Source organism: Streptomyces sp. NPDC030820, assembly GCF_055572075.1.
This window is the reverse complement of record NZ_JBVIEB010000010.1, coordinates 102,769-128,895: the sequence shown is the minus strand read 5'-3', so window position 1 is coordinate 128,895 and position 26,127 is coordinate 102,769. Positions and strand designations below refer to the sequence as shown.

Sequence of the window (26,127 nt, the reverse complement as noted above, 5' to 3'; positions counted from 1 at the left end):
AGGTCAGCCCTTCTTGGCCGCCTTCTTCTCCTCGTTGTCCGCGATGACCGCCTCGGCGACCTGCTGCATCGACATCCGCCGGTCCATGGAGGTCTTCTGGATCCAGCGGAACGCGGCCGGCTCGGTCAGACCGTACTCCGTCTGGAGGATCGACTTCGCGCGGTCGACCAGCTTGCGGGTCTCCAGGCGCTGGGTGAGGTCGGCGACCTCCTGCTCCAGCTGCCTCAGCTCGGTGAAGCGCGAGACGGCCATCTCGATGGCCGGGACGACATCGCTCTTGCTGAACGGCTTGACCAGGTACGCCATGGCACCGGCGTCCCGGGCGCGCTCGACGAGGTCGCGCTGCGAGAAGGCGGTGAGCATCAGCACCGGCGCGATGGACTCCTCGGCGATCTTCTCGGCCGCGGAGATGCCGTCGAGCTTGGGCATCTTCACGTCCATGATCACCAGGTCCGGCCGGTGCTCACGGGCCAGCTCCACGGCCTGCTCACCGTCCCCGGCCTCGCCGACGACGGTGTACCCCTCCTCCTCCAGCATCTCTTTGAGGTCGAGCCGGATCAGGGCCTCGTCCTCGGCGATGACGACACGGGTCGTCAGCGGAGGCACGTGCGACTTGTCGTCGTCGGGCGCGTCTACGGGCTGGGGCGACTCGGCGGTCACGGGGGCTCCTCGTTCAGGGCAGGGGTACTGCTGACAAGAGCCTACCTAGCTACGGTATGGTGGACGCGCGGAGGGTCGGGGGAGACCTTGGATTCTGCGAGCCCCGGTAGCCCAATTGGCAGCAGGCAACGGATTCAAAACCCGTACAGTGTCGGTTCGAGTCCGACCCGGGGCACTTTTCCTTGGTTTCCAAGGTCAGGGTTTCGGATGGCCCCTCAGGATGAGGGGCCCTTTTTCATGCCTTCAGGCTCTCGTCTCATGCCTTCGGGTCTCATGCCTTCGGGCTGTCGTCCTCCCCGATGTGGTGTACCCGGACCATGTTGGTCGAGCCGGAGACGCCGGGCGGGGAGCCGGCCGTGATCACCACGACGTCGCCCTTCTCGCAGCGGCCGTATTTCAGCAGCAGTTCGTCCACCTGGTCGACCATGGCGTCGGTGGAGTCGACGTGCGGGCCGAGGAAGGTCTCGGCGCCCCAGGTGAGGCTGAGCTGGGAGCGGGTGGCCGGTTCGGGGGTGAAGGCCAGGAGGGGGATCGGGGAGCGGTAGCGGGACAGGCGGCGGGCGGTGTCTCCCGACTGGGTGAAGGCCACGAGGAACCTGGCGCCCAGGAAGTCGCCCATCTCCGCCGCCGCGCGGGCGACCGCGCCGCCCTGGGTGCGCGGCTTGTTCCGCTCGGTCAGCGGCGGGAGGCCCTTGGCCAGCATGTCCTCCTCGGCGGCCGCGACGATCTTGGCCATGGTGCGCACGGTCTCGACCGGGTACTTGCCGACGCTGGTCTCGCCGGAGAGCATCACCGCGTCCGTGCCGTCGAGGACCGCGTTGGCCACGTCGGAGGCCTCGGCGCGGGTCGGCCGGGAGTTGTCGACCATCGAGTCGAGCATCTGGGTGGCGACGATGACCGGCTTGGCGTTGCGCTTGGCGAGTTTGATCGCGCGCTTCTGCACGATCGGCACCTGCTCCAGGGGCATCTCCACGCCCAGGTCGCCGCGCGCGACCATGAGTCCGTCGAAGGCGGCCACGATGTCGTCGAGGTTGGCCACGGCCTGCGGCTTCTCGACCTTGGCGATCACCGGGAGGCGGCGGCCCTCCTCGGCCATGATCCGGTGCACGCCCTTGGCGTCGTCGCCGCTGCGGACGAAGGAGAGGGCGATGACGTCGAAGCCGCAGCGCAGCGCCCAGCGCAGGTCCTCCTCGTCCTTCTCGGACAGGGCGGGGACGGAGACGGCGACGCCGGGGAGGTTGAGGCCCTTGTGGTCGGAGATCACGCCGCCCTCGATGACGAGGGTGCGGATGCGGGGGCCCTCGACAGCGGTGACCTCCAGACAGACCTTGCCGTCGTCGACGAGGACGCGTTCGCCGGGGGTGACGTCGGCGGCGAGGCCGGCGTAGGTGGTGCCGCACTGGTGGCGGTCGCCCTCGACGCCCTCCTCGACGGTGATGGTGAAGGTGTCGCCGCGTTCAAGGAGTACCGGTCCTTCGGCGAAGTGGCCGAGCCGGATCTTCGGGCCTTGAAGGTCGGCGAGAATGCCGACGCTGCGGCCGGTTTCGTCGGCCGCCTTGCGCACTCGCCGGTAGCGCTCCTCGTGTTCGGCGTGGGTGCCGTGGCTGAGATTGAACCGGGCCACGTCCATTCCGGCGTCGACCAGCGCCTTGATCTGGTCGTACGAGTCGGTGGCGGGGCCCAGAGTGCAGACGATCTTTGCTCGGCGCATATGTCGAGCCTAGGCCTTACCCGTGGGTAGATAATCGGCCCCACATGACCACTCAACAACCTTTGAGTAAAGGGTCATTGACAAGTGTTGAATTGTGCGACCGCTCGCTCCGATGAGCGAATTCCACCCGCGCGGTCACCTTCCCTCGACCAGGGGTGTGAGGTGCTGCCCCTGCCGGGACTGTGGTACTCGGTTCCGGTCCTCCTGGAGGCCGAAGGTGGTGAAGGCCGTTCGGGAGGCCGGCGGGTACGGCTCTTTTCCGGTGAGCGAGTTGAGGATGCCGGCGCTGCGCCAGGCGGCGAGGCCGAGGTCGGGTGCGCCCACGCCGTGGGTGTGCAGTTCGGCGTTCTGGACGTACACGGTGCCGGTCACGGACGGGTCGAGGACGAGCCGGAACTCCTCGTCGATGCGCAGGCGTTCGCTGCTGTCGCGGCGGATGTAGGGGTCGAGTGCGGCGAGGAGGCGGGCGAGCGGGCGTTCGCGGTAGCCGGTGGCGAGGACGACGGCGTCGGTCGCCAGCCGGGAGCGGCTGTGCTGCTGGAGGTGTTCGAGGTGCAGCTCGATCCTGGCGTTGGCGATGCGGCCCGCCGTGCGGACCCGGACGCCCGGGGTGAGGACGGTGTCGGGCCAGCCGCCGTCGAGGGTGCGCCGGTACAGCTCGTCGTGGATGGTGGCGAGGGTGCCGGCGTCGATGCCCTTGTGCAGCTGCCACTGGGCGGCGACCAGCCGGTCCCGGACGGGCTCGGCGAGGGCGTGGAAGTAGCGGGTGTAGTCGGGGGTGAAGTGCTCCAGGCCCAGTTTGGAGTACTCCATCGGAGCGAACGCCTCGCTGCGGCCGATCCAGTGCAGCCTCTCCCGTCCGGCGGGTCGGTGCCGGAGCAGGTCGAGGAAGACCTCGGCGCCGGACTGTCCGGAGCCGACGACGGTGACGTGCCCGGCGGCGAGGATGTCGGCGCGGTGGTCCAGGTAGTCGGCGGCATGGACGACCGGTACGCCCGAGGCGTCCACCAGGGGTTTGAGCGGTTCGGGCACATAGGGCGCGGTGCCGACGCCCAGGACGACGTTGCGCGTGTAGGCACGGCCCAGGGCCTCGGCCTCGCCCTCGGCGTCGAGCTGGGTGAAGTCGACCTCGAACACGTCCCGCTCGGGGTTCCAGCGCACGGCGTCGACCTGGTGGCGGAAGTGCAGCCCGGGCAGGCTCTGTGCGACCCAGCGGCAGTAGGCGTCGTACTCGGTGCGCTGGATGTGGAAGCGCTCGGCGAAGTAGAAGGGGAAGAGCCGCTCGCGGGTCCTGAGGTAGTTCAGGAAGCTCCACGGGCTGGTCGGGTCGGCGAGGGTCACCAGGTCGGCCAGGAACGGCACCTGGATGGTGGCGCCCTCGATGAGCAGGCCGGGGTGCCAGTCGAAGCCGGGTCGCTGTTCGTAGAAGACGGCGTCGAGTTCGGCGAGTGGGTGGGCGAGGGCGGCCAGTGAGAGGTTGCACGGGCCGATGCCGATGCCGACCAGGTCGCGGGGGGATGTCGGCTCGTGGCGTGGGGGGTTGGTCATGCGAGGGTGCCTTCTTCGACGAGTTTCAGGAGCTGGGCCAGGTCGTCCGGCCGGGTGTGGGGGTTGAGGAGGGTGGCCTTGAGCCAGAGGCGGCCGTCGAGCCGGGCGCGCCCGAGGACGGCCCGGCCCTCGTGCAGCAGCCTGCGGCGTACGGCGGCCACGGCGCCGTCGGCGGCGTCTGCGGGCCGGAACAGGACGGTGCTGATCACGGGCCGGTCGTACAGCTCGAAGCCGGGGTGTTCCTCGACCAGGGCGGCGAACTCGCCTGCGTGGGAGCAGACCTGGTCGACGAGTGCGCCCAGTCCGGTGCGGCCGAGGGTCTTCAGGGTGACCGCGGTCTTGAGGACGTCGGGGCGGCGGGTGGTGCGCAGGGAGCGGTCGAGCAGGTCGGGGAGTCCGGCCTCGGTGTCGTCGTCGGCGTTGAGGTAGTCGGCGCGCTGGTGGAGGACGGCGAGTTCGGCGGGGCGGGCGACGGCGAGGAGACCGGCGGCGACCGGCTGCCAGCCGAGCTTGTGCAGGTCGAGGGTGACGGTGTGGGCGGCTTCCAGCCCGGCGAGTTTCTCCCGGTGCCGGTCGCTGAAGAGCAGGCCGCCGCCGTAGGCCGCGTCGATGTGCAGTCGGGCGCCGTGCGCGGCGCACAGGCCGGCGATCTCGGGCAGTGGGTCGATCAGGCCGGCGTCGGTGGTGCCGGCGGTGGCGGCGACCAGCAGCGGGCCGGAGAGCGTGGTGAGGGCCTCGTCGAGGGCGGCGAGGTCGAGGGTGCCGCCGGCCGCCGGGACGACGACGGGGTCGGGCAGGCCGAGCAGCCAGGCGGCGCGCGGCAGCGAGTGGTGGGCGTTGGCCCCGCACACGAGGCGCACACTGCCGCCGTGCGCCTCGCGGGCGAGCAGCAGGGCGAGCTGGTTGGACTCGGTGCCGCCGGTGGTCATGAGGGCGTCGGCGAGCCCGGCGGTGTGGGCGAGGGCGCGGGTGACGGCGGCCTCCAGGGCGGAGGCGGCCGGGGCCTGGTCCCAGGAGTCCAGGGAGGGATTGAGGGCGCTCACGGCGAGGTCGGCGGCGGTGGCCACGGCGAGCGGCGGGCAGTGCAGATGGGCCGCGCACAGCGGGTCGGCGGGGTCGGCGGCGCCCTCTGCTAGGGCGTGCACGAGGGCGCGCAGGGCGTCGGGGTCGCCCTGGTCCGCAAGCACGCTCCCGAGCGCGTCGGCGACGCGGGCGGCGACGGCCTGCGGTCCCCCACCGGGCAACGGCCCGCCGCGCGCCCGGGCTCCGGCCGCGAGCGCGTCGAGGACGGTGCCGAGGAGGGGGCGCAGGGCGGCGGGGCCGTGCGGGCCCGAGGCGAGGGGCGGCGGGCGCAGAGGTTCTTGACCGCTCATCGGCTTCCCTCCGCTCGTGGACCGACCCCGCCTTCCGGCTTTACGGGGCCTTGGGCTTCCAGCTTGTACGGGAAGCGCCCTGTGTGTCCCGAAAGCTCAACGATCGAAACCCGAAAGTGGGTACGGCGGAAGGGTGCTCAGGCCTTTCCGCCGAAGTCCTCCGCGTGGTCCCGGGCCCACTGGGCGAACGTGCGGGCCGGTGCGCCGGTCAGCTTCTCCACCGTGTCGGTGATCTCCGGCGCTACGCCCACCGTCTCCTCGAAGGTCCGCAGGAGCCGTTCGAGCATGTGCGGTGGTACGTGCGGGAACAGTTCGGGGCCCGCCTCGCGGGGGTCGGTCGCCACGAACGTCAGCTCCTTGCCGACGGCCGCGCCGATCGCCGCGACCTGTCCGGCGTTGGTGATCGCCGCGGGACCGGTCAGCCGGTGCACGGCGCCCTCGTGTCCGCCGTAGAGCAACACCTGCTCGGCCACGGCCGCGATGTCGTCCTCGTGGATGGGTGCGGACAGCCCGTCCGCGAACACGCCCCGGACGGTGTTCCCGGCGCGGATCTGCGGCGCCCACTGCAGGGCGTTGGTGGCGAAGGCGTTCGGCCGCAGGAAGGTCCAGTCGAGCCCGCTGTCGCGGATCTGCTGTTCGGCGGTGGCGTGCATGACGTGGATGGGGTGGGTTTCGTCGGCGCCCTCCTGGATGATGCCGCTGGAGAGCAGCACGACATGCCGCACCCCGTGGGCGCGGGCGGCCTGGAGGAGGTCGGCCGTGCCCGCCTGTGCGTACAGGAAGAGGGCCGTCGCCCCGCCGAACAGGGCGGCAGGGTCGTCCGGCCGGAACCGGACCACCTCGGCGCCGGCGGGCAGGGCGGCCCGCTGCGGGTTGCGGGTGAGCGCCCGCACGGGCCGGCCCGCGGCGAGGAGACGGTCGACGAGGGCACGGCCGACATTGCCGGTGGCGCCGGTCACTACGATCACGGAAGGTTCCTCCGAAGGCTCGGCTGATCGTTCCTGACAGCTCGAGCCTAGGGGGGCGATCCGGACCGCGGCATCGTCGGCAGGGACCAGCCGCGCCCTAGTCCCAGGGACCTACTCCACCCGTGCCACCTGCGACTCTTCCGTGTCCTCGCCGCGCACCCGCAGGGCGCGGGCCAGGTCGTCGAGGCGGTCGGCGAGGGTGCGGCGCAGGGCCGGGGTGGGGTCGGTGTCGCGCAGACAGGCCTCGCCGAGCCGCAGGTTCTCGGTGTCGACGGCGTGGGCCGGGAAGGCCCAGCGGCCGGCGGCCTGCGCGATGGCGGGGCCCCGGCGGGTACTGACGGCGACCGCGTCCGCGTAGAAGCGCGGCACGTACTGCCGTACCAGATCGGCCTGTTCGGGCTGCCAGAAGCCCTGGGCGGTGGCCGTGAAGAGGTAGTTGGACAGGTCGTCGCCGGCGAACATCGCCTCCCAGGCCGTCCGCTTGGCCTCGGGGTCGGGCAGGGCGGCACGGCAGCGGGCGGCGCCCTCCTGGCCGGTGGCGCTCGGGTCGCGCTCCAGCTCGGCGGCGATGGCGGCCTCGTCGGTGGCGCCGAGCACGGCGAGCCGGCCGAGGATGCGCCAGCGCAGCTCGGGGTCGAGTTCGGGCCCGCCGGGCACCGTGCCGTCGGCGAGCCAGGCGGCGATGGTGTCGGGGTGGGCGGCCACGGAGATCAGGTGCCGTACGGCGATCAGGCGCAGGCCCGGGTGGTCGCCGTCCTCGGTGCGCCGCAGCAGGTCGCGGCAGAGCGCGGTGAGGGTCGCGAGGGCGGCCGGGCGGTCCTCGGGCCTCAGGTACTGGTCGGCGATCTGGCCGGAGGCGAAGGCGAGGACGCCCTGGGCCAGGGCGAGGTCGGTCTCGCGCGGGAGGTGGGCGCGGGCGGTCTCCAGGTAGGCGGCGGGCGCCAGTTCGCCGTCGCGTACGGCGTCCCTGAGGACGTTCCAGACGACCGCGCGGGTGAGCGGGTCGGGCAGGCCCGACAGGCCGGCGCGGACCGTCTCGAAGGACTCGGTGTCGAAGCGGACCTTGGCGTAGGTGAGGTCGCCGTCGTTGAGCACGAGCAGCGCGGGGCGCTTGCCGATGGGCTGCGGGGCGGTCTGCGGGACGTCGAGGTCGAGGCGCTCGCGCAGCACCAGCCGACCCTCGTCGGCGACGTCGTGGTCGTACAGGCCGGCGGTGAGGCGGTGCGGGCGGCTGCCCGTGCGGTCGACGGTCAGCGTGCAGGTGCCGTCGGCGAAGGCGACGGCGGGGGTGAGCCGGTCCACGCCGGTGGTGCGCAGCCAGCTGTCGGCCCAGGCGGGCACGTCGCGCTCGGTGGCGGAGGCGAGGGAGTCGATGAAGTCGGCGAGGGTGGCGTTGCCGAAGCGGTGCCGGGTGAAGTGGGTGTTGATGCCGGCGAGGAAGTCCTTCTCGCCGAGCCAGGCGGCGAGTTGGCGCAGCGCGGAGGCGCCCTTGGCGTAGGAGATGCCGTCGAAGTTGAGCAGCGCGGAGGCCGTGTCGTCGACCTTCTCGGGGGCGACGGGGTGGGTGGTGGGCCGCTGGTCGGCGTCGTAGCCCCAGGCCTTGCGGGTGACGCCGAACTCGGTCCAGGGGCCGGTGAAGCGGGTGGCCTCGGCGGTGGTCTGGTAGCCCATGTACTCGGCGAAGGACTCGTTCAGCCAGATGTCGTCCCACCACTTGAGGGTGACGAGGTCGCCGAACCACATGTGGGCCATCTCGTGCGCGATGACCATGGCCCGGGTCTCCCGCTCGGCGTCGGTGACGGCGGAGCGGTAGACGAAGTCGTCGCGGAAGGTGACCAGGCCCGGGTTCTCCATGGCGCCCGCGTTGAACTCGGGGACGAACGCCTGGTCGTAGGAGTCGAAGGGGTACGGCTCCTCGAACTTCTCGTGGTAGCGGTCGAAGCACGCGCGCGTGACGTCGAGGATCTCCTCGGCGTCGGCCTCCAGGTGGGGCGCGAGGGAGCGGCGGCAGTGGATACCGAAGGGCAGTCCGCGGTGCTCGGTGCGCACCGAGTGCCAGGGGCCTGCGGCGACGGCGACGAGGTAGGTGGAGATCAGCGGAGTGGGGGCGGCCTGCCAGACGCCGTCGGCCCGCTGTTCGGTGATGCCGTTGGCGAGCACGGTCCAGCCCTCGGGTGCCCTGACGGAGACCTCGAAGACGGCCTTGAGGTCGGGCTGGTCGAAGGCGGCGAAGACGCGCTGGACGTCGTCCATGAACATCTGGGTGTAGACGTACGTCTCGCCGTCGCTGGGGTCGGTGAAGCGGTGCATGCCCTCGCCGGTGCGGGAGTAGCGCATGGCCGCGTCGACGCGCAGCTCGTGCTCCCCGGCGGAGAGGTTCTTCAGCGCCAGCCGGCCGTCGTCGAGCGACTCGGGGTCGAGGGGCTCCTCGTCGAGCGTGACGGCGCGCAACTCGGCGGGCTTCAGCTCCACGAACGTGTCCCCGGCGGACCGCGCGGTGAACCGGATCACAGTGCGGGAGTCGAAGGTCTCGTCCCCGGTCGTGAGGTCCAGTTCGACCGTGTAGCGGTGGACGTCGAGGAGCTGTGCTCGGAGCTGCGCTTCATCGCGCGTGAGTACGGACATGCAGGCCATGCTGCCTGATCGCGCTGACAGCGCACAGGGGTGAACGGGTTCACGACATATGTCCGACTCAGCGCCCCGGCCCCCTGCCGCGCCCCGGCTCTCTCCGCCCGCTCCCTTGCCCAGGCCCCCCGACCCACCGCGACCGCCCTGGCCCGGCCCCCGACTGCCCGCGCCCGCCCACCGGCGCCCATCCCTCTCGGACCCCGGACCCTCCACGCCCGCGCGCGACACCCGCCCTGGCCAGGCGCCTGACTGCCCGCGCTGCCCACCGGCGCCCGCCCCCGTCCGCCCTTCGCCCGCGCTCGCCGCCCCCTCGGCTACCTCATCGCTGCCGGTCGGCCGCGACCGCCCCGGTCGGGATCAGGCGTCCGTCTGCTGTCCGTTGGCGGTGTCCTCGGCGATGCGCTCGTGGTGCCGGATGACCTCGGCGATGATGAAGTTCAGGAACTTCTCGGCGAAGCCCGGGTCGAGCTTGGCGTTCTCGGCGAGGCGGCGCAGCCGCGCGATCTGGCGGGCCTCGCGGGCCGGGTCGGCGGGCGGCAGCTGGTGCACCGCCTTGAGCCGGCCGACCTGCTGGGTGGCCTTGAACCGCTCGGCGAGCAGGTGGACGACGGCCGCGTCGATGTTGTCGATACTGTCGCGCAGCCGCTCCAGTTCCTGGCGGACCTCGGGGTCCACGTCACCGGTTCCGGTGTTGCTGGTGGTCATGCAGGTCACCCTATGGGTTCTCCGGGCCGGCCCTCCGGGCTGTCCGGAGAGTGGATCATAGGCGGATCATCCGGTTCCGGTACGCGGTCGCTCCAGCCGCCGGGCACGCTGCGACCCTGCTGGGCGCGGAAGCGGACCGGGGCCAGCCCCACACGGCGAGTGAACAGCCGGGAGAAGTACGCGGGGTCGTCGTAGCCGACACGGCGGGCGACGGCGGCGACCGGCAGCTCGGTGGCGGCCAGGAGTTCCTTGGCACGGCCGAGGCGGATGCCGAGCAGGTAGTCCTTGGGGCTGCAGCCCGCGGCCCGGCGGACGGCACTGCGCAGCTCGGCGGGGGTCATGCCGTGCACGCGCGCGTGGTCGGCGACGCTCATCGGTGTGCAGGCGTCCCGCGCGAGCGCCTGCAGCACCTGGTCGCCGTCCGGGGCGAGGTCGGCGCGGGCGCGGCGCAGGGCGACGAGGAGTTCGTGCACGGCGGCGCCGGTCTCCACCTCCAGCAGCGGGTTGCCGCGGCGGGCGGCGCGGGCGATGCGGGCGACCACCGCGCGGGGCCCGGCGGCGTCGGAGAGCGGGACGACGGGCCGCTCGGGTTCGATGTAGCCGAGCTCGGTGTACGTCGTGGTGGCGGGCCCGGCGAAGTCGACGAAGCCCTCGTCCCAGCCGGTGTCCGGATCGGGCGCGTAGTGGTGGGTCACGCCGGGGGTGAGCCAGAGCAGCGCGGGCGCGGTGACGGTCGTACGGCGGCCGTCGGCGCCCCGGTACCAGCCGCGGCCCGCGCTGATCACGACGGCCACGTGGTGGTCGAGGGCGCGCGGGCCGACCGTGGGCAGCGCGCCGTGCTGGAGGCCGACGCCGAGGCAGACCAGACCGAGCCGCTGGTGGGCGGGGCCGGGGCTGAAGAACCGCATCCAGGTCTGGTACATCGGTGCTCCTCCCGGGCGTGCTCCGACGCGGAGTTCTGTCCAAACGATCTTGCCCAGACGGTTTGTCCAGACGGTTTGTCCAGACGGTTTGTCCAAGCAGCGACGATCTTCGTCCATGGCGCCGACCGCCGGAAGAGGTGAGGCTTGACCGCATGAGCGAGTTCGCGGTGGGGGAATCCGACTTCCTGCTGGACGGGCGGCCGGTGCGGCTGCTGTCCGGGGCGCTGCACTACTTCCGGGTGCACGAGGGTCACTGGCGGCACCGACTGGCGATGCTCCGGGCGATGGGCCTGAACTGCGTGGAGACATACGTTCCCTGGAACCTGCACTGGCCGGCCCCGGGCGGCTACCGGGACGTGCAGGCGCTCGGCCGCTTCCTGGACGCGGTCCGGGAGGCCGGGATGTGGGCGATCGTCCGGCCGGGCCCCTACATCTGCGCCGAGTGGGAGAACGGCGGACTGCCGCCCTGGGTGACGGGCGAGCCGGGCACGCACGTGCGCACGCGTGACGAGCGGTATCTGTCCCGCGTGGAGCAGTGGTTCCACCATGTGACGCACGAGATCGTGCCCCGGCAGATCGACCGCGGCGGCCCGGTGATCCTGGTGCAGGTGGAGAACGAGTACGGCAGCTACGGCAGTGACACCGGCTATCTGGAGGCGCTGGCCGGTCTGCTGCGCGCCAAGGGGGTCACGGTCCCGCTGTTCACCTCGGACGGCCCCGAGGACCACATGCTGACCGGCGGTTCGCTGCCCGGGGTGCTCGCCACGGTGAATTTCGGCTCCCACGCACGCGTGGCCTTCGAGACGCTGCGCCGCCACCGCCCCGAAGGCCCGCTGATGTGCATGGAGTTCTGGTGCGGCTGGTTCGACCACTGGGCCGGCGGGCATGCCGTACGGGACCCGGAGGAGGCCGCCGGGGCGCTGCGGGAGATCCTGGAGTGCGGGGCGTCGGTGAACCTCTACATGGCGCACGGCGGCACGAGTTTCGGCGGCTGGGCGGGTGCCAACCGGGGCGGCGGCGAACTGCACGAGGGCCCGCTGGAGCCGGACGTGACCTCCTACGACTACGACGCCCCCGTCGACGAGTACGGCCGCCCCACGGAGAAGTTCTGGCGCTTCCGCGAGGTGCTGGCCGACCACCGTCCCGGACCGCTGCCCGAACTGCCGCCGATGCCGGCCCGGTTGGGCCGCCCGGCGGAGGTGACGCTGGACGCCTGGGCGCCCCTGGCCGGCGTCCTGGAGACGCTGGGCGGCGCGGAGAGGGTCGCCCCCCTGCCGCCCACCTTCGAGGAACTGCACGTCACCCGGGGTCTGGTGCGCTACGAGGTGGACGTGCCCGGCCCCCGGCAGCCGTACCCGCTGACCCTGCGCGGGCTGCGGGACCTCGCGGTGGTGTACGTCGACGGCGAGCGGGCCGGGGTGCTCACCGAGGAGGAGCCGCGGCTGAAGGAGCCCGTCGCGGGCCCCGCGCGCGTGGAGCTGTGGGTGGAGTCCCTCGGGCGGGTGAACTACGGGCCGCGCTTCGGGGAGGCGAAGGGGATCACCGGCGGCATCCTGCACGAACGGCAGTTCCTGCACGGGGTACGCGCGCGTGGGCTGGATCTGTGCGCCTTCGACGACGGTGTGGACGCGGTGCGGTTCGGCGCGCTGCCGCGGGAGGGCGCACCGGGGCTGTACCGGGGCACCGTCACGGTCCACGGGGCCGGGGACGCCCGGCTGGAGCTGCCCGGCCGGACCCGCGGGTTCGTCTGGATCAACGGCTTCAACCTGGGCCGCTACTGGTCGGTGGGCCCCCAGCGGTCCCTGTACGTCCCCGGCCCGGTGCTGCGGGAGGGCGAGAACGAGGTCTGGGTCCTGGAACTGCAGGACACCGAACCGGGCCGCCCGGCGCCCCGCCTGCTGCCCGTGTGACCAGCGGCCCGTCCCGCCTACAGTGGAGAGGAGTTCCGGCGTCTTTGGGGGTGCGGACGTGGCGAACGGCGGACCGGTCCAGCACGGCTACCCGCACCTGGAGACGGTGCGGGCCGCCATCACCGCGCTGTACAAGCGCCTGTCCTACGGCACCGTCCAGACCTTCTCGACCAGCGTGCTCCCCGCCGACGTGGCCTTCTGCGACACCGACGACCTGCATCTGGGCGCGCAGCGGGTGGCCCGCGAGATCGTGCGGCACTTCCGGCTGCCGGACGCGCGGCTGATCGTCGGCTTCCGGGAGATGACCCACGCGGCGAACGTCGAACTGGCCGCGGGCCCCGAGTACTTCGTGGAACTGAACGACCGTTTCCGCACCCACCGCCGGGACATCGGCGCGGCGCTCGCGCACGAGGTGGCGCACGTGTACCTGCATCGACTGGACCTCTCCTTCCCCACGACGCCGGAGAACGAGATCCTCACGGACACGGTGACGACGTACCTCGGGGCGGGCTGGCTGCTGCTGGACGCCTTCCGGGAGGACGCCGTCTCCTCGCAGAAGCTCGGCTACCTCACCCCGGAGGAGTTCGGTTACGTCCTGGCCAAGCGGGCGCTGCTCTTCCAGGAGGACCCGTCGGTGTGGTTCACCAGCCCGCAGGCCTACGACGCGTACGTCAAGGGCATGTCCCTGGCCCGGCGGGACGAACAGCAGCCGCCGCTGACCGGCGCCGGCTGGGCGGGTCGGCGCCGCTATGCCCACGACCGGCGGCACTCGCCCGGTATCCAGCCGACCGGCCCCTATGCCTTCAGCCCCGACCCTTCCGGCCACCTGCGCGTGTCCTTCCCCTGCCCGACCTGCCACCAGCGGATCCGGATACCGGTGAAGGGGCGGGTACGGGCGCGGTGCGGGTTGTGCCGGACGGTGCTGGAGTGCGACACGTAGCCTTACGGCACCACCGGGGGCTGCGCCCCCAGATGGTCCGGTGTGTCAGCCGAGGTCCTCAGCCACCGCCCGCCGGGGAAGCGCCGCACACAGCCCCCCGCACACCACGAACGCGCCCACGACCCACGGCATCGCGTCCCCCAGCGCCCCGGTCATCCCCTTCCCGACGGCCCCGAAGAACACCGTGCCGACCACGGCGGCCCCCACCGCTCCGCCGAACTGCTGAGCCGTCGAGAAGATCCCGGACGCCCCGCCGGCCAACTCCCCCGGCACCGCCGACAGCACCACGTTCACCAGCGGCACCACCAGGAACCCGAGTCCGGCCCCGGCGATGACCAGCCCCGGCACCAGCGGCCACGCCCCCGTGTGCACGGCCGGCGCGCCGTCGACCACGGACCACACCCAGCCGAAGCCGCCGGCCATCAGCAGCGCCCCGGCGCCGAGCACCAGCCGCCCGTACCGTACGGCGAGCCCGTCCGCGGCGGGCGCGGTGAGGAAGCCGCCGGCCGAGAAGGCCACCGTCACCAGCCCGGCCTGCATCGGCGTATACCGCTCACCGGCCTGCAGCCAGACCGCGAAGACCAGGAAGAAGCCCTGCATGCCGACGGAGAACAGCAGCTGGACGAGCACGCCCACGGAGAACGCGGGGAGCCGGAAGGCGCGGGCGGGCAGCAGGGGCACCGTCCCGGGGCGGTGCCGCCGGGCCTCGTACACCCCGAGCCCCACGACCGCCAGCGCACCCGCCCCGAGGCAGCACCAGCCCCACAGCGGCCAGCCGTTCTCCCGGCCCTGCACCAGGGGCAGCACGATCGCGACCAGGCCGCCGGCCAGCAGCAGGCTGCCCAGCACGTCCGGCCGGCCCGCCGACCGCTCGCGTGTGGCGGGGACCAGCAGCAGCCCGGCGACGAAGGTCGCCACGGCCACCGGCACGTTCACCAGGAACACCGAGCGCCAGCCCCAGCCGAACAGATCGGCGTCCGTGAGGACCCCGCCGAGCAGCAGCCCGACGGCGGAGGCGAACCCGGCGACCGCGCCGTACATCCCGAAGGCGGCGCCGCGTTCCTTGCCGTGGAAGAGGGTGCGGAACGAGCCGATCACCTGCGGCACCAGCACGGCGGCGAGCACGCCCTGCACCGCGCGTGCCGCGATCAGCTGTCCCGGCGACTGGGCGAGCCCGCAGGCCAGACTGGCCAGCCCGAAGCCGGCCGTACCGGCGAGGAAGAGCGGGCGGCGGCCGACGCGGTCGCCGAGGTGGCCGGAGACGATCAGGGCGGCGGCGAAGCCCAGCAGGTAGGCGGAGACCGTCCATTGCAGGTCGCTCGGCGAGGCGTGCAGATCACGGCTGATCGACGGCACGGCCACGTTGACGATGGTGGTGTCCAGCAGGTCCATGAGCGCCGCGATCATCATCACGACGGCCGCGGCCCAGCGGCGGGGATGGGGTTGCGCCGTGGCGGCGGCGGGTTCGGTGAGCGTTGCGGACATGGAGGTCTCCTCGGCTCCTCGGCACTGGATGTCGTCAGGCCAAGATTTATTTCGTTCGGCCTAACGAAAGAGTTGCACGACACCACTCCCTCCGCAAGTCATTAGTTCGTCCGAACGAAATTTTTGTTAGCCTGGGAGCATGGCCAAGGCAGACGAGAAGCGGGACGAGGCGGCGCGCTCCGAGACGCTGGCGCAGCTCATGGAGGTGGGCCGGGTCCACAGCGGGGTCACGGTGATGTTCCACTCGGCCGTCGCCGCCAAGCAGGGGCTGAACGCGACGGAGGAGAAGACCCTCGACCTCCTCCAGCGGCACGGCCCGCTCACCGCGAAGGACCTCGCCGAGCTGACCGGACTCGCCCCCGCCTCGGTCACCGGACTGATCGACCGGCTGGAGACCAAGGGCTTCGTCCACCGGGTCAAGCACCCGACGGACAAGCGCCGGGTGCTGGTCGAGCTGAACCAGGAGAAGATCGCCGAACTCGCCGGGTTCTTCGAGGACTGGGCGCGGGACGTCGTCGAGGCCTGCGAGGAGTTCAGCACGGACGAGCTGCGGACCGTCATCCGCTTCCTGTCCGTCATGAGCGAGCGCCAGCGCGCCGCCGCCGCCCGCCTGACCGGCTGACCGTACGGCGCTCTATGCGCGTACGGCGATCCCGTCCAGCACCATCGACAGATACTGGCGGGCGATCTCCTCGGGGCTGTGCCCGCCGCCGGGCCGGTACCAGGAGGCGGCGACCCAGACGGTGTCACGCACGAAGCGGTAGGTGAGGCGGACGTCGAGGTCGGCGCGGAAGGCATGCTCGGTGACCCCGCGTTCCAGCGTGCCGAGCCATGCCTTCTCGAACCGCGCCTGCGACTCGGCCAGGAACGCGAACCGTTCCTGGGCGACGAGTTGCCTGCTCTCCTTCTGGTAGATCGCGACGGCGGCGCGGTGCCGGTCGATCTCCCGGAAGGACTCGGTGACGAGCGCCTCCAGCGTCTCGCGGGGCCCGAGTCCGGAGCCGAGGACGGTGTCGTAGCCGTCCCACAGCTCGTCGAGGAACGTCCGCAGGATCTCCTCGAGCATCGACTCCTTGGACTCGAAGTGGTAGTACAGGCTGCCCGCGAGCATCCCGGCGTGGTCGGCGATCCGGCGGACGGTGGTGGCGTTGTAGCCGTGCTCGGCGAAGACCTCGGCGGCGATGCCGAGGAGTTCACCGCGCCGGGCTGCCGCCGCGGTCACCGGGGGGTTCTTCTTGGTGGGCACGCACCGATTGTTTCAAACAGTCATTAGGGAAGCCGCACGATGCCCGCGGCGCGTGCGGCCGCCAGCCACTGCGGGAACTCGCCGACCAGCCGGTCGTACAGTTCGGCGTCGGAGACACGCCGCGGGTCCTGGCCGGCGTGGAAGAAACCGGCGTTGTCCAGGATCCGCTTGTCCGGTACGGCCAGCTCGTCCAGCTTCCGCAGGAACTCGAACTGCCGGCTGCCCGGGTCGCCGAAGCCGACGAACTGCCAGAACAGCGGGAGCTTCGCCGCCTTGCACAGATGCCGTTCGGCGGCGAGCTTGTTGATCGGGCCGCCGTCGGTCTGGAAGACGACCAGGGCGGGGTCGGTGGCGCCGCTGTCCAGGTAGTGGTCGATGACGGCGTCCATCGCCAGGTGGTAGCTGGTCCTGCCCATGTGCCCGAGCCCGGCCACGATCCGCTCGATCCGGCCCTCGTGGTCGTCGAGGGCGATGTCGGTGATCGCGTCGACGTCCGTGGAGAAGAACACGACCGGCACCCGGCCGTCGTCGTCCAGGTGCGCGGACAGGCCCAGCACCCGGTCGGCGAGCGCCTGCACGCTGCCGTCCGCGTAGTACGGCTTCATCGAGCCGGAGTAGTCGACCACCAGGTAGACGGCGGCGCGCAGTCCGTCCAGGCCGTGCTTGGTGAGCGACACCCCGGCCGACCTGAAGGCGTCGACGAGCGCGGGTGCGGTCTCCTCCACCTTGCGCAGACTGATCGCGGCCATGGTCCCCCCTCGGCTTTCCGGGCAGCTTATGTGATCACTGGGCCCTGTTGTCGCTCCTGTCACACCAGTTCGCTATTTTTGTTCGCCGCCGTCCCCACCGGCTCACCCCATCCCGATCTTTCTCCAAGGAGCCGGCCGTGACCGCCGAGTCCGCCGTCACCACCTGCTTTCGTCACCCCCAGGTGGAGTCCCACGTCCGCTGCACCCGCTGCGACCGCTACATCTGCCCGGACTGCATGCGCGAGGCGGCCGTCGGCCACCAGTGCGTGGAGTGCGTGCAGGAGGGCGCGAGGTCGGTGCGGCAGGCGCGCACGGCGTTCGGCGGCCGGATCAGCGCGGTGCCGCTGGTGACCTACGTCCTCATCGGGCTCAACGTGCTCGCCTACCTGGCCGAGTTGGCGCGGCCGTCCATCGAGGACCGCTTCGCCATGCTCGGCACCGTGCCCGCGGGCCACCTCCCGGAGGGCGTCGCGCACGGCGAGTGGTACCGGCTGCTGACCGGCGCGTTCCTGCATCTGACGCCCGGCGAGGGCACGTTCGGCATCACGCACATCCTGTTCAACATGCTCGCGCTGTGGAACATCGGCCGGGTGGTCGAGGCACAGCTGGGCCGGGTCCGCTATCTCGCGCTGTATCTGCTGTCGGCGCTGGGCGGTTCGGTGCTGGTGCTGCTGCTCGCCCCCACGGAGTTCACGGTCGGCGCGTCCGGCGCGATCTTCGGCCTGGGGGCGGCGTACTACGTGATGGGCCGTCGGCTCGGCTACGACATGCGGGCGGTCAACCAGTACATGGGCGGGCTGCTGGCCTGGCTGGTGATCTCCGCATGGCTGACCTCCTGGCAGGCCCACCTCGGTGGCCTGCTCGCGGGCGCAGCGGTGACGCTGGCCTACGCGTACGCGCCCCGGGACGGCCGGCGCACCCTGGTCCAGGCGGGGGTGTGCGTGGCGGTGACGGCGCTGCTGCTGGTGCTCACCTGGGTGAAGGTCGCCTCGCTGACGAGCTGATCGGCCGCCGTTGAACCAGGTGCCGGCCGTCGGGGCCGGCCGTACGCTTCCGGCCATGCCCGAGCATCCGTGGTTCGTCATCGAACCGGAAGACGACGAAGAGTTCGAGTTCACCGACGACGAGCGCGCCTTCGCGACCGCGCTGCGCGAGCGCACCGCCGGTTGGGCCGAGGCCCGCGTCGACGGCTGGCTCGATCGGACCGACGACGCGCTGGTCGCCTGCCTGTCCTTCGACGACCCCGAGGCCCCGCGCCATCTGATCGACGTCGGCGTGCACTTCTCCGGCGGTCGCGTCCGCGGTGACCGTCTGCACAACCAGCTGTTCATCCTGACCGACCGCCCCTCCGCCTGGGCACTGGAGGCCACCGGCACGGTCGATGAGCTGGCCGACCGGTCGGCGCGGTGGTTCCGGACGGTGCTGGACAAGCCCGTCGTGCTGTACGTGTGGCTGAACGACGACCGGTACGCGTACGCGGCACGGTTCGCCTACGCCGACGACGACCAGACGATCGGTCAGTTGTACAACAAGGCCCTGGCTCCGGCGGGGCAGGCGGAGGAGCTGATCGCGGCCGGGCATGTGCACGGCCGTGGCTGGATCCAGACCGTCGGGCTGCCCACGCCCACGCTCTACCAGCACGTCCGCGGTGACCGGAGCAGGGCCGTCGTACCGGCCGGGGTACGGGCCGTCACCAAGCGCGGGCCGCTGCACGGGGTCTGGTACGAGTAGGCCCGGCCGGAGGCCGGACATGCAACGACGCCTGCCCAGGCGTCCGGTCGGGGACAGGGCAGGCGTCGTTCGGTGTTCCGTACGCCGTTGTACGGGACGTCTATCGGGGTGCCGTCAGACCGCCAGGGCGCGGTCGGTCGGGCGGATCGGGGCCGGCAGGTCGCTGGCACCGGTCAGGAACCGGTCGACACCGCGGGCGGCCGAGCGGCCCTCCGCGATCGCCCACACGATGAGGGACTGGCCGCGGCCGGCGTCACCGGCGACGAACACGCCCGGCACGTTGGTCTGGAAGTCGGCGTCGCGGGCGATGTTACCGCGTTCGTCGAGCTCCAGGCCGAACTGCTCCACCAGGCCGTTCTCCCGGTCGGTGCCGGTGAAGCCCATGGCGAGGGTGACCAGCTGGGCCGGGATCTTGCGCTCGGTGCCCGGCTTCGGGGTCAGCTTGCCGTCGACGAACTCGACCTCGGTCAGGTGCAGCCACTGCACGTTGCCGTCCTCGTCGCCCTCGAAGTGGGTCGTCGAGACGGAGTAGACCCGCTCGCCGCCCTCCTCGTGCGCCGAGGTGACCTTGTAGAGCATCGGGAAGGTCGGCCAGGGCTGGTTGGTCGGGTGCCGCTCGTCGTTCGGGCGGGGCATGATCTCCAGCTGGGTGACCGAGGCCGCGCCCTGCCGGTGGGCGGTGCCCACACAGTCCGCGCCCGTGTCACCGCCGCCGATGACGACGACGTGCTTGCCCTCGGCCGAGATCGGGGCGGTGACGTAGTCGCCCTCCTGGACCTTGTTGGCCAGCGGCAGGTACTCCATCGCCTGGTAGATGCCCTTGAGCTCGCGGCCGGGGACGGGCAGGTCACGGGCGGTGGTGGCGCCGGCGGCGATCACGATCGCGTCGTACCGCTTCTTCAGGTCGCGGGCGTTGATGTCGCGGCCGATCTCGACGCCGGTGCGGAAGCGGGTGCCCTCAGCGCGCATCTGCTCGATACGGCGGTTGATGTGCCGCTTCTCCATCTTGAACTCGGGGATGCCGTACCGGAGGAGGCCACCGATGCGGTCCGCGCGCTCGTAGACGGCGACCGTGTGGCCGGCCCGGGTCAGCTGTTGGGCGGCGGCGAGACCCGACGGGCCCGAGCCGATGACCGCGACCGTCTTGCCGGACAGGCGCTCGGGGATCTGCGGGGCGACGGTGCCCGAGTCCCACGCCTTGTCGATGATCGAGACCTCGACGTTCTTGATGGTGACCGGCGGCTGGTTGATGCCGAGCACACACGCCGACTCACAGGGGGCCGGGCAGAGGCGACCGGTGAACTCCGGGAAGTTGTTGGTCGCGTGCAGCCGCTCGGAGGCGGCCGTCCAGTCCTCGCGGTAGGCGTAGTCGTTCCACTCGGGGATCAGGTTCCCCAGCGGGCAGCCGTTGTGGCAGAACGGGATGCCGCAGTCCATGCAGCGGCTGGCCTGCTTGCTGATGATCGGCAGCAGGGAGCCGGGGACGTAGACCTCGTTCCAGTCCTTGACGCGCTCACTGACGGGACGGGTCTTGGCGACCTCGCGGCCGTGGTTCAGGAAGCCCTTCGGGTCAGCCATTGATCGCCGCCTCCATCATCTTCTCGGTGATCTCGGTCTCGGAGAGACCGGCTCGCTCGGCGGCGTCCTTGGCGGCGAGCACTGCCTTGTACGTGCTGGGGATGATCTTGCTGAACCGCTCCACGGCCTGCTCCCAGTCGGCGAGCAGCTTCTCGGCGACCGTCGAGCCGGTCTCCTCGGCGTGGCGGCGCACCACGTCGTGCAGCCACTGCTTGTCCGCGTCGTCCAGCGCCTCGACCGACCCGGCGTTGCCGACGTTGACGTTGTCGCGGTCGAGGTCGATGACGTAGGCGATACCGCCGGACATGCCCGCCGCGAAGTTGCGGCCGGTCGGGCCGAGGACGACCGCGCGGCCGCCGGTCATGTACTCACAGCCGTGGTCGCCCACGCCCTCGGAGACGACCAGCGCACCGGAGTTGCGGACGCAGAACCGCTCGCCGGTACGACCGCGCAGGAACAGCTCGCCGCCGGTGGCGCCGTAGCCGATGGTGTTGCCCGCGATGGTCGAGTACTCGGCGAGGTGGTCGGCGGCCCGGTCCGGGCGGACGACGATACGGCCGCCGGACAGGCCCTTGCCGACGTAGTCGTTGGCGTCGCCCTCCAGGCGCAGCGTGACACCGCGCGGCAGGAACGCGCCGAAGGACTGGCCGGCCGAGCCGGTGAAGGTGATGTCGATGGTGTCGTCGGGCAGACCCGCGCCGCCGAACTTCTTCGTCACCTCGTGGCCGAGCATGGTGCCGACCGTGCGGTTGATGTTGCGGATGGCGACCTGGGCGCGCACCGGCTGGGCCTCGGTGGCGTCGTTCGCGGCCAGGGCGTCGGCGGCGAGCTTGATCAGCTCGTTGTCCAGCGCCTTCTCCAGGCCGTGGTCCTGCTCGACCACCCGGTGCCGCACGGCGCCCTCGGGCAGCGACGGCACGTGGAACAGCGGCTCCAGGTCCAGGCCCTGCGCCTTCCAGTGGTCGACGGCACGTTCGACGTCCAGCACCTCGGCGTGGCCGACGGCCTCCTCGATGGAGCGGAAGCCCAGCTCGGCCAGCAGCTCGCGGACCTCCTCGGCGATGAACTGGAAGAAGTTCACCACGTACTCGGCCTTGCCGGCGAAGCGGTCGCGCAGCGTCGGGTTCTGGGTGGCGATGCCGACCGGGCAGGTGTCCAGGTGGCAGACGCGCATCATCACGCAGCCGGAGACGACGAGCGGCGCGGTCGCGAAACCGAACTCCTCGGCGCCGAGCAGCGCGGCGATGATCACGTCACGGCCGGTCTTCAGCTGGCCGTCGGTCTGCACGACGATCCGGTCGCGCAGGCCGTTGAGCAGCAGGGTCTGCTGGGTCTCGGCGAGGCCGAGCTCCCAGGGGCCGCCCGCGTGCTTGAGCGAGGTCAGCGGGGAGGCGCCCGTACCGCCGTCGTGGCCGGAGATGAGCACCACGTCCGCGTGCGCCTTGGAGACACCCGCGGCCACCGTGCCGACGCCGACCTCGGACACCAGCTTCACGTGGATACGCGCGGCCGGGTTGGCGTTCTTGAGGTCGTGGATCAGCTGGGCCAGGTCCTCGATGGAGTAGATGTCGTGGTGCGGCGGCGGGGAGATCAGGCCGACGCCCGGCGTCGAGTGCCGGGTCTTCGCGACCCACGGGTAGACCTTGTGGCCGGGCAGCTGGCCGCCCTCGCCGGGCTTGGCGCCCTGGGCCATCTTGATCTGGATGTCGTCCGCGTTGACCAGGTACTCGGAGGTCACGCCGAAGCGGCCGGAGGCGACCTGCTTGATCGCCGAGCGGCGCGCCGGGTCGTACAGGCGCTCCGGGTCCTCGCCGCCCTCACCGGTGTTGGACTTGCCGCCCAGCTGGTTCATGGCGATGGCGAGGGTCTCGTGCGCCTCCTTGGAGATGGAGCCGTACGACATGGCGCCCGTCGAGAACCGCTTGACGATCTCGCTCGCCGGCTCGACCTCGTCGATGGAGATCGGGGCACGGTCGGACTTGAAGCCGAACAGGCCGCGCAGCGTCATCAGGCGCTCGGACTGCTCGTTCACGCGGGACGTGTACTTTTTGAAGATGTCGTACCGGCCGGTGCGCGTGGAGTGCTGGAGGCGGAAGACCGTCTCCGGGTCGAACAGGTGCGGCTCGCCCTCGCGGCGCCACTGGTACTCGCCGCCGATCTCCAGCGCGCGGTGCGCCGGGGCGATGCCGGAGGCCGGGTAGGCCTTGGCGTGGCGGGCGGCGACCTCCTTCGCGATGACGTCGATGCCGACGCCGCCGATCTTGGTGGCGGTGCCGTTGAAGTACTTCTCGACGAAGGCCTCGTCCAGACCGACGGCCTCGAAGACCTGGGCGCCGCGGTAGGAGGCGACGGTGGAGATGCCCATCTTGGACATGACCTTCAGCACGCCCTTGCCGAGGGCGTAGATCAGGTTCTTGATGGCCTTCTCCGGCTCCAGGCCGCTCAGGAAGGTGCCGGCGCGCAGCAGGTCCTCGACCGACTCCATCGCCAGGTACGGGTTGACGGCGGCGGCGCCGTAGCCGATCAGCAGGGCGACGTGGTGGACCTCGCGGACGTCACCGGCCTCGACCAGCAGGCCCACGTGGGTGCGCTGCTTGGTGCGGATGAGGTGGTGGTGGACGGCCGCGGTGAGCAGCAGCGACGGGATCGGCGCGTGCTCGGCGTCCGAGTGGCGGTCCGACAGGACGATCAGGCGGGCGCCGTTCTCGATGGCGGCGTCGGCCTCGGCGCAGATCTCCGCGATGCGCGCGGCGAGGGAGTCACCGCCGCCGGAGACCCGGTACAGGCCGGACAGGGTCGCGGCCTTGAAGCCGGGCATGTCGCCGTCGGCGTTGATGTGGATGAGCTTGGCCAGCTCGTCGTTGTCGATCACCGGGAAGGGCAGGGTGACCGAGCGGCAGGAGGCGGCCGTCGGGTCGAGCAGGTTGCCCTCCGGGCCCAGCGACGAGCGCAGGGAGGTGACCAGCTCCTCGCGGATCGCGTCCAGCGGCGGGTTGGTGACCTGCGCGAACAGCTGGGTGAAGTAGTCGAAGAGCAGCCGCGGGCGCTCGGACAGGGCCGCGATCGGCGAGTCCGTGCCCATGGAGCCGATCGGCTCGGCGCCGGTGCGGGCCATCGGGGCGAGGATGACGCGCAGCTCCTCCTCGGTGTAGCCGAAGGTCTGCTGGCGGCGGGTGACCGAGGCGTGGGTGTGGACGATGTGCTCGCGCTCGGGCAGGTCGCCCAGCTCGATCTCGCCGGCCTCCAGCCACTCGGCGTACGGCTTCTCGGCGGCGAGGGTCGCCTTGATCTCGTCGTCCTCGATGATGCGGTGCTCGGCGGTGTCGACGAGGAACATCCTGCCGGGCTGCAGCCGGCCCTTGCGGACGACCTTGGCCTGGTCGATGTCGAGGACGCCGACCTCGGAGCCGAGGACGACGAGGCCGTCGTCGGTGACCCAGTAGCGGCCGGGGCGCAGACCGTTGCGGTCGAGCACGGCGCCGACCTGGGTGCCGTCGGTGAAGGTGACACAGGCCGGGCCGTCCCAGGGCTCCATCATCGTGGAGTGGAACTGGTAGAAGGCGCGCCGGGCCGGGTCCATGGAGTCGTGGTTCTCCCACGCCTCCGGGATCATCATCAGCACGGAGTGCGGCAGCGAACGGCCGCCCAGGTGCAGCAGCTCCAGGACCTCGTCGAAGGAGGCGGAGTCGGAGGCGTCCGGCGTGCAGACCGGGAAGATGCGCTCCAGGCCCTTGTCGCCGAACAGGTCGGAGACCAGTTGCGACTCGCGGGCGCGCATCCAGTTGCGGTTGCCCTGGACGGTGTTGATCTCACCGTTGTGCGCGACGAAGCGGTACGGGTGCGCGAGCGGCCACGACGGGAAGGTGTTCGTGGAGAACCGGGAGTGCACGAGCGCGATCGCGGAGGCGAAGCGGCGGTCGGACAGGTCCGGGAAGAAGGGCTCCAGCTGGCCGGTGGTCAGCATGCCCTTGTACACGATCGTGCGCGCGGACAGCGACGGGAAGTAGACACCGGCCTCGCGCTCGGCGCGCTTGCGCAGCACGAAGGCCTTGCGGTCCAGCGCGATGCCCTCGCTGGCGTGGTCGGCGACGAAGATCTGCCGGAAGACCGGCATGGTGGAGCGGGCGGTGGCGCCGAGCAGCTCCGGGGCGACCGGAACCTCGCGCCAACCGAGGACGGTGAGGCCCTCGTCGTCGGCGATCGTCTCGATCTGTGAGATGGCCTCGGCGGTGCCGTCCACCGGCAGGAAGGCGATACCGACGGCGTAGGAGCCGGCGGCGGGCAGTTCGAATCCGGCCACCTCGCGGAAGAAGGCGTCGGGTACCTGGGAGAGGATGCCGGCGCCGTCGCCCGAGTCGGGCTCGGAGCCGGTGGCACCGCGGTGCTCCAGGTTGCGCAGCACGGTGAGTGCCTGTTCAACCAGGGTGTGGGACGCCTCGCCGGTGAGGGTGGCGACGAAACCGACGCCGCACGCGTCGTGTTCGTTGCGGGGGTCGTACATACCCTGCGCAGCAGGGCGAGCATCCATGAAAGACCAGTTCTGGCCATTCGCGGAGTGCTGGGACGGCTGGCGCGGCGTACGCATCGGCTCTCCCGTCGTCGTCATGAGGCATGTGGCAAGTGCCGAGGGACGACGTTGGCCCTCTGCGTGATCTCAAAATTTCGTGCAGGTTACATGATGGGGCGGTTCCCGGGAAGCGGATAGACCGTTCCAACATGCGGACGCCACGGGGTCCGTGGCGAAGGTGCCGCACGGGGGCGGCGGGGTGCCGCGCGTGGCGGCGGGACCGCACAGGACGGCCTGGGTGCCGCGCGGTGGCGGCGAACGTGTGAGGGGGGCCGAACGGACGAGATCGGTCGGATCGGTGTCCGGCGGCCCGATGGGGGGGCGGGGAGAGCGTCGTCACTCACCCCACGGGGGTGCGGCAGGCGTCATTGCCCACACCGCTTACGGCTCATGCCCGGTGGTCACGCAGTCGAAACCAGCGAGTAACAGGCTTTCGCGGCTACTTATGCGGCCCAACGCATAGGTACCGGCTTCGCTATCCTACGGCCGTTCCGAACAGGGTGCCCAGGGCGTACGTCACACCGGCCGCCGCACCGCCCAGCGCGAGCTGCCTCAGGCCGCTGTACCACCAGCTCCGCGCGGTCACCTTGGCCACCACGGCACCGCAGCCGAAGAGCCCGGCGAGGGCGAGCAGCACGGTGGGCCACAGCGCGCTCGCGCCGAGCAGGAACGGCAGCACGGGGAGCAGCGCGCCGAGGGCGAAGGACCCGAAGGAGGAGACGGCGGCGACCAGCGGCGAGGGCAGGTCACCCGGGTCGATGCCCAGCTCCTCGCGGGCGTGGATCTCCAGGGCCTGCTCGGGATCCTTGGACAGCTGGCGCGCGACCTCCCGGGCCAGGCCGGGCTCCACGCCCCGGGCGACGTACAGTGCCGCGAGCTCGTCCTCCTCGTCCTGGGGGTGCTTGCGCAGCTCACGGCGCTCGACATCGAGCTCGGCCTCGACCAGTTCCCGCTGGGAGGCCACCGAGGTGTACTCGCCGGCCGCCATGGAGAAGGCACCCGCCGCCAGCCCCGCGAGGCCGGTGATGACAATGGTCTGCTGGCTCACGGATCCGCCGGCCACACCGGTCATCAGGGCCAGGTTGGAGACGAGTCCGTCCATGGCGCCGAAGACGGCGGGGCGCAGCCAGCCGCCGTTGACATCGCGGTGCGTGTGGTTGTCGCGGTGCGCTTCGTGCAGCGCGGCCTGGGTTTCGATGATGGCCATGCGGGCCCCCCGGATAGCTTAGCCAAAGCTAACTTTGGACGAGTTCTACTTTTCGACAACACTGAACCTACGCCGCTTCCGCCACTTCTGCCAGCAAGGAAAGGCTGGGCTAACCAGTACCTTTGCCCGTCTTTGCTCATCCGTGCACGATCTTGCTCAGTTGCCAAGCGGGTGACTTGGAGCAGTGCGGAGGCTCGT

General features: G+C 71.4%; 19 protein-coding genes and 1 tRNA gene. 6 read left to right on the top strand and 14 right to left on the bottom strand.

Annotated features, from left to right (window positions below):
* Nucleotides 1-3: 3 nt before the first annotated feature.
* Complete coding sequence (locus tag ACZ418_RS27015) at nt 4-660, bottom strand: ANTAR domain-containing response regulator (RefSeq protein WP_468367715.1); 657 nt, start codon at nt 658-660, stop codon at nt 4-6.
* A 100-nt stretch (nt 661-760) separates the two neighbouring features.
* On the opposite strand from ACZ418_RS27015, the gene ACZ418_RS27010 reads away from it, so the two are divergent.
* Nucleotides 761-835 (top strand) — tRNA-Leu (locus ACZ418_RS27010).
* Between the two features lie 96 nt (nt 836-931).
* Here ACZ418_RS27010 and pyk read toward each other — a convergent pair.
* The 7 genes from pyk to ACZ418_RS26975 all read right to left on the bottom strand — a co-directional run bounded on the left by pyk (nt 932) and on the right by ACZ418_RS26975 (nt 10,516).
* Complete coding sequence (gene pyk / locus ACZ418_RS27005; protein ID WP_468367713.1) at nt 932-2,371, bottom strand: pyruvate kinase; 1,440 nt, start codon at nt 2,369-2,371, stop codon at nt 932-934.
* 135 nt (nt 2,372-2,506) lie between these two features.
* Complete coding sequence (locus ACZ418_RS27000; RefSeq protein WP_468367710.1) at nt 2,507-3,919, bottom strand: lysine N(6)-hydroxylase/L-ornithine N(5)-oxygenase family protein; 1,413 nt, start codon at nt 3,917-3,919, stop codon at nt 2,507-2,509.
* Nucleotides 3,916-5,292, bottom strand: a complete 1,377-nt coding sequence (locus ACZ418_RS26995) for a pyridoxal phosphate-dependent decarboxylase family protein (RefSeq protein ID WP_468367708.1) — start codon at nt 5,290-5,292, stop codon at nt 3,916-3,918. The genes ACZ418_RS27000 and ACZ418_RS26995 overlap by 4 nt, the downstream gene beginning before the upstream one ends.
* 137 nt (nt 5,293-5,429) lie before the next feature.
* On the bottom strand, nt 5,430-6,260 hold the full coding sequence (locus ACZ418_RS26990; RefSeq protein ID WP_468367706.1) for an NAD(P)H-binding protein: 831 nt from the start codon (nt 6,258-6,260) through the stop codon (nt 5,430-5,432).
* Between the two features lie 111 nt (nt 6,261-6,371).
* The gene (pepN, locus tag ACZ418_RS26985) at nt 6,372-8,885 is read right to left on the bottom strand and encodes an aminopeptidase N (protein WP_468367703.1); all 2,514 of its coding nucleotides are present in this window, start codon (nt 8,883-8,885) and stop codon (nt 6,372-6,374) included.
* A gap of 360 nt (nt 8,886-9,245) precedes the next feature.
* The gene (locus ACZ418_RS26980; protein WP_468367701.1) at nt 9,246-9,593 is read right to left on the bottom strand and encodes a chorismate mutase; all 348 of its coding nucleotides are present in this window, start codon (nt 9,591-9,593) and stop codon (nt 9,246-9,248) included.
* Between the two features lie 5 nt (nt 9,594-9,598).
* Nucleotides 9,599-10,516: a helix-turn-helix domain-containing protein gene (locus ACZ418_RS26975; RefSeq protein WP_468367699.1), complete on the bottom strand. Its 918-nt coding sequence runs from the start codon at nt 10,514-10,516 to the stop codon at nt 9,599-9,601.
* Nucleotides 10,517-10,668: 152 nt separating this feature from the next.
* Here ACZ418_RS26975 and ACZ418_RS26970 point away from each other — a divergent pair, with 152 nt between their 5' ends.
* Both ACZ418_RS26970 and ACZ418_RS26965 read left to right on the top strand, forming a co-directional pair.
* Complete coding sequence (locus ACZ418_RS26970; protein ID WP_468367696.1) at nt 10,669-12,426, top strand: glycoside hydrolase family 35 protein; 1,758 nt, start codon at nt 10,669-10,671, stop codon at nt 12,424-12,426.
* Between the two features lie 58 nt (nt 12,427-12,484).
* Nucleotides 12,485-13,366: a hypothetical protein gene (locus ACZ418_RS26965; RefSeq protein WP_468367694.1), complete on the top strand. Its 882-nt coding sequence runs from the start codon at nt 12,485-12,487 to the stop codon at nt 13,364-13,366.
* Between the two features lie 45 nt (nt 13,367-13,411).
* Here the strand turns inward: ACZ418_RS26965 and ACZ418_RS26960 are convergent, their stop codons facing one another.
* Entirely contained in the window at nt 13,412-14,851 is a 1,440-nt protein-coding gene (locus ACZ418_RS26960; RefSeq protein WP_468367691.1) for an MFS transporter, read from the bottom strand.
* Between the two features lie 139 nt (nt 14,852-14,990).
* On the opposite strand from ACZ418_RS26960, the gene ACZ418_RS26955 reads away from it, so the two are divergent.
* Nucleotides 14,991-15,473 (top strand): MarR family winged helix-turn-helix transcriptional regulator, encoded by a 483-nt coding sequence (locus ACZ418_RS26955; RefSeq protein ID WP_468367688.1) that lies wholly within the window; start codon nt 14,991-14,993, stop codon nt 15,471-15,473.
* A gap of 12 nt (nt 15,474-15,485) precedes the next feature.
* On the opposite strand, the gene ACZ418_RS26950 is transcribed toward ACZ418_RS26955, so the two are convergent.
* Nucleotides 15,486-16,097: a TetR/AcrR family transcriptional regulator gene (locus ACZ418_RS26950; RefSeq protein WP_468367686.1), complete on the bottom strand. Its 612-nt coding sequence runs from the start codon at nt 16,095-16,097 to the stop codon at nt 15,486-15,488.
* Nucleotides 16,098-16,120: 23 nt separating this feature from the next.
* Nucleotides 16,121-16,846 (bottom strand): vWA domain-containing protein, encoded by a 726-nt coding sequence (locus ACZ418_RS26945; RefSeq protein WP_468367683.1) that lies wholly within the window; start codon nt 16,844-16,846, stop codon nt 16,121-16,123.
* 137 nt (nt 16,847-16,983) lie between these two features.
* Here ACZ418_RS26945 and ACZ418_RS26940 point away from each other — a divergent pair, with 137 nt between their 5' ends.
* Nucleotides 16,984-17,850 (top strand): rhomboid family intramembrane serine protease, encoded by an 867-nt coding sequence (locus ACZ418_RS26940; protein ID WP_468367681.1) that lies wholly within the window; start codon nt 16,984-16,986, stop codon nt 17,848-17,850.
* 55 nt (nt 17,851-17,905) lie between these two features.
* Complete coding sequence (locus tag ACZ418_RS26935) at nt 17,906-18,577, top strand: hypothetical protein (RefSeq protein ID WP_468367678.1); 672 nt, start codon at nt 17,906-17,908, stop codon at nt 18,575-18,577.
* Nucleotides 18,578-18,691: 114 nt separating this feature from the next.
* On the opposite strand, the gene ACZ418_RS26930 is transcribed toward ACZ418_RS26935, so the two are convergent.
* From ACZ418_RS26930 to ACZ418_RS26920, 3 genes are all read right to left on the bottom strand, one after another.
* A complete protein-coding gene (locus tag ACZ418_RS26930; protein WP_468367675.1) occupies nt 18,692-20,155 on the bottom strand; it encodes a glutamate synthase subunit beta in 1,464 nt (487 codons plus the stop codon).
* Nucleotides 20,148-24,740: a glutamate synthase large subunit gene (gene gltB / locus ACZ418_RS26925; protein ID WP_468367673.1), complete on the bottom strand. Its 4,593-nt coding sequence runs from the start codon at nt 24,738-24,740 to the stop codon at nt 20,148-20,150. The genes ACZ418_RS26930 and gltB overlap by 8 nt, the downstream gene beginning before the upstream one ends.
* 457 nt (nt 24,741-25,197) lie before the next feature.
* On the bottom strand, nt 25,198-25,929 hold the full coding sequence (locus tag ACZ418_RS26920) for a VIT1/CCC1 transporter family protein (protein WP_468367671.1): 732 nt from the start codon (nt 25,927-25,929) through the stop codon (nt 25,198-25,200).
* Nucleotides 25,930-26,127 lie beyond the last annotated feature (198 nt).

Bases quoted from the DNA above. Each gene is read 5' to 3' on its own strand.
- pyk (WP_468367713.1), bottom strand. From the start codon at position 2,371: ATGCGCCGAGCAAAGATCGTCTGCACTCTGGGCCCCGCCACCGACTCG.
- ACZ418_RS27000 (WP_468367710.1), bottom strand. From the start codon at position 3,919: ATGACCAACCCCCCACGCCACGAGCCGACATCCCCCCGCGACCTGGTC.
- ACZ418_RS26995 (WP_468367708.1), bottom strand. From the start codon at position 5,292: ATGAGCGGTCAAGAACCTCTGCGCCCGCCGCCCCTCGCCTCGGGCCCG.
- pepN (WP_468367703.1), bottom strand. From the start codon at position 8,885: ATGTCCGTACTCACGCGCGATGAAGCGCAGCTCCGAGCACAGCTCCTC.
- ACZ418_RS26980 (WP_468367701.1), bottom strand. From the start codon at position 9,593: ATGACCACCAGCAACACCGGAACCGGTGACGTGGACCCCGAGGTCCGC.
- ACZ418_RS26975 (WP_468367699.1), bottom strand. From the start codon at position 10,516: ATGTACCAGACCTGGATGCGGTTCTTCAGCCCCGGCCCCGCCCACCAG.
- ACZ418_RS26970 (WP_468367696.1), top strand. From the start codon at position 10,669: ATGAGCGAGTTCGCGGTGGGGGAATCCGACTTCCTGCTGGACGGGCGG.
- ACZ418_RS26960 (WP_468367691.1), bottom strand. From the start codon at position 14,851: ATGTCCGCAACGCTCACCGAACCCGCCGCCGCCACGGCGCAACCCCAT.
- ACZ418_RS26955 (WP_468367688.1), top strand. From the start codon at position 14,991: ATGGCCAAGGCAGACGAGAAGCGGGACGAGGCGGCGCGCTCCGAGACG.
- ACZ418_RS26945 (WP_468367683.1), bottom strand. From the start codon at position 16,846: ATGGCCGCGATCAGTCTGCGCAAGGTGGAGGAGACCGCACCCGCGCTC.
- ACZ418_RS26935 (WP_468367678.1), top strand. From the start codon at position 17,906: ATGCCCGAGCATCCGTGGTTCGTCATCGAACCGGAAGACGACGAAGAG.
- ACZ418_RS26930 (WP_468367675.1), bottom strand. From the start codon at position 20,155: ATGGCTGACCCGAAGGGCTTCCTGAACCACGGCCGCGAGGTCGCCAAG.
- gltB (WP_468367673.1), bottom strand. From the start codon at position 24,740: ATGCGTACGCCGCGCCAGCCGTCCCAGCACTCCGCGAATGGCCAGAAC.
- ACZ418_RS26920 (WP_468367671.1), bottom strand. From the start codon at position 25,929: ATGGCCATCATCGAAACCCAGGCCGCGCTGCACGAAGCGCACCGCGAC.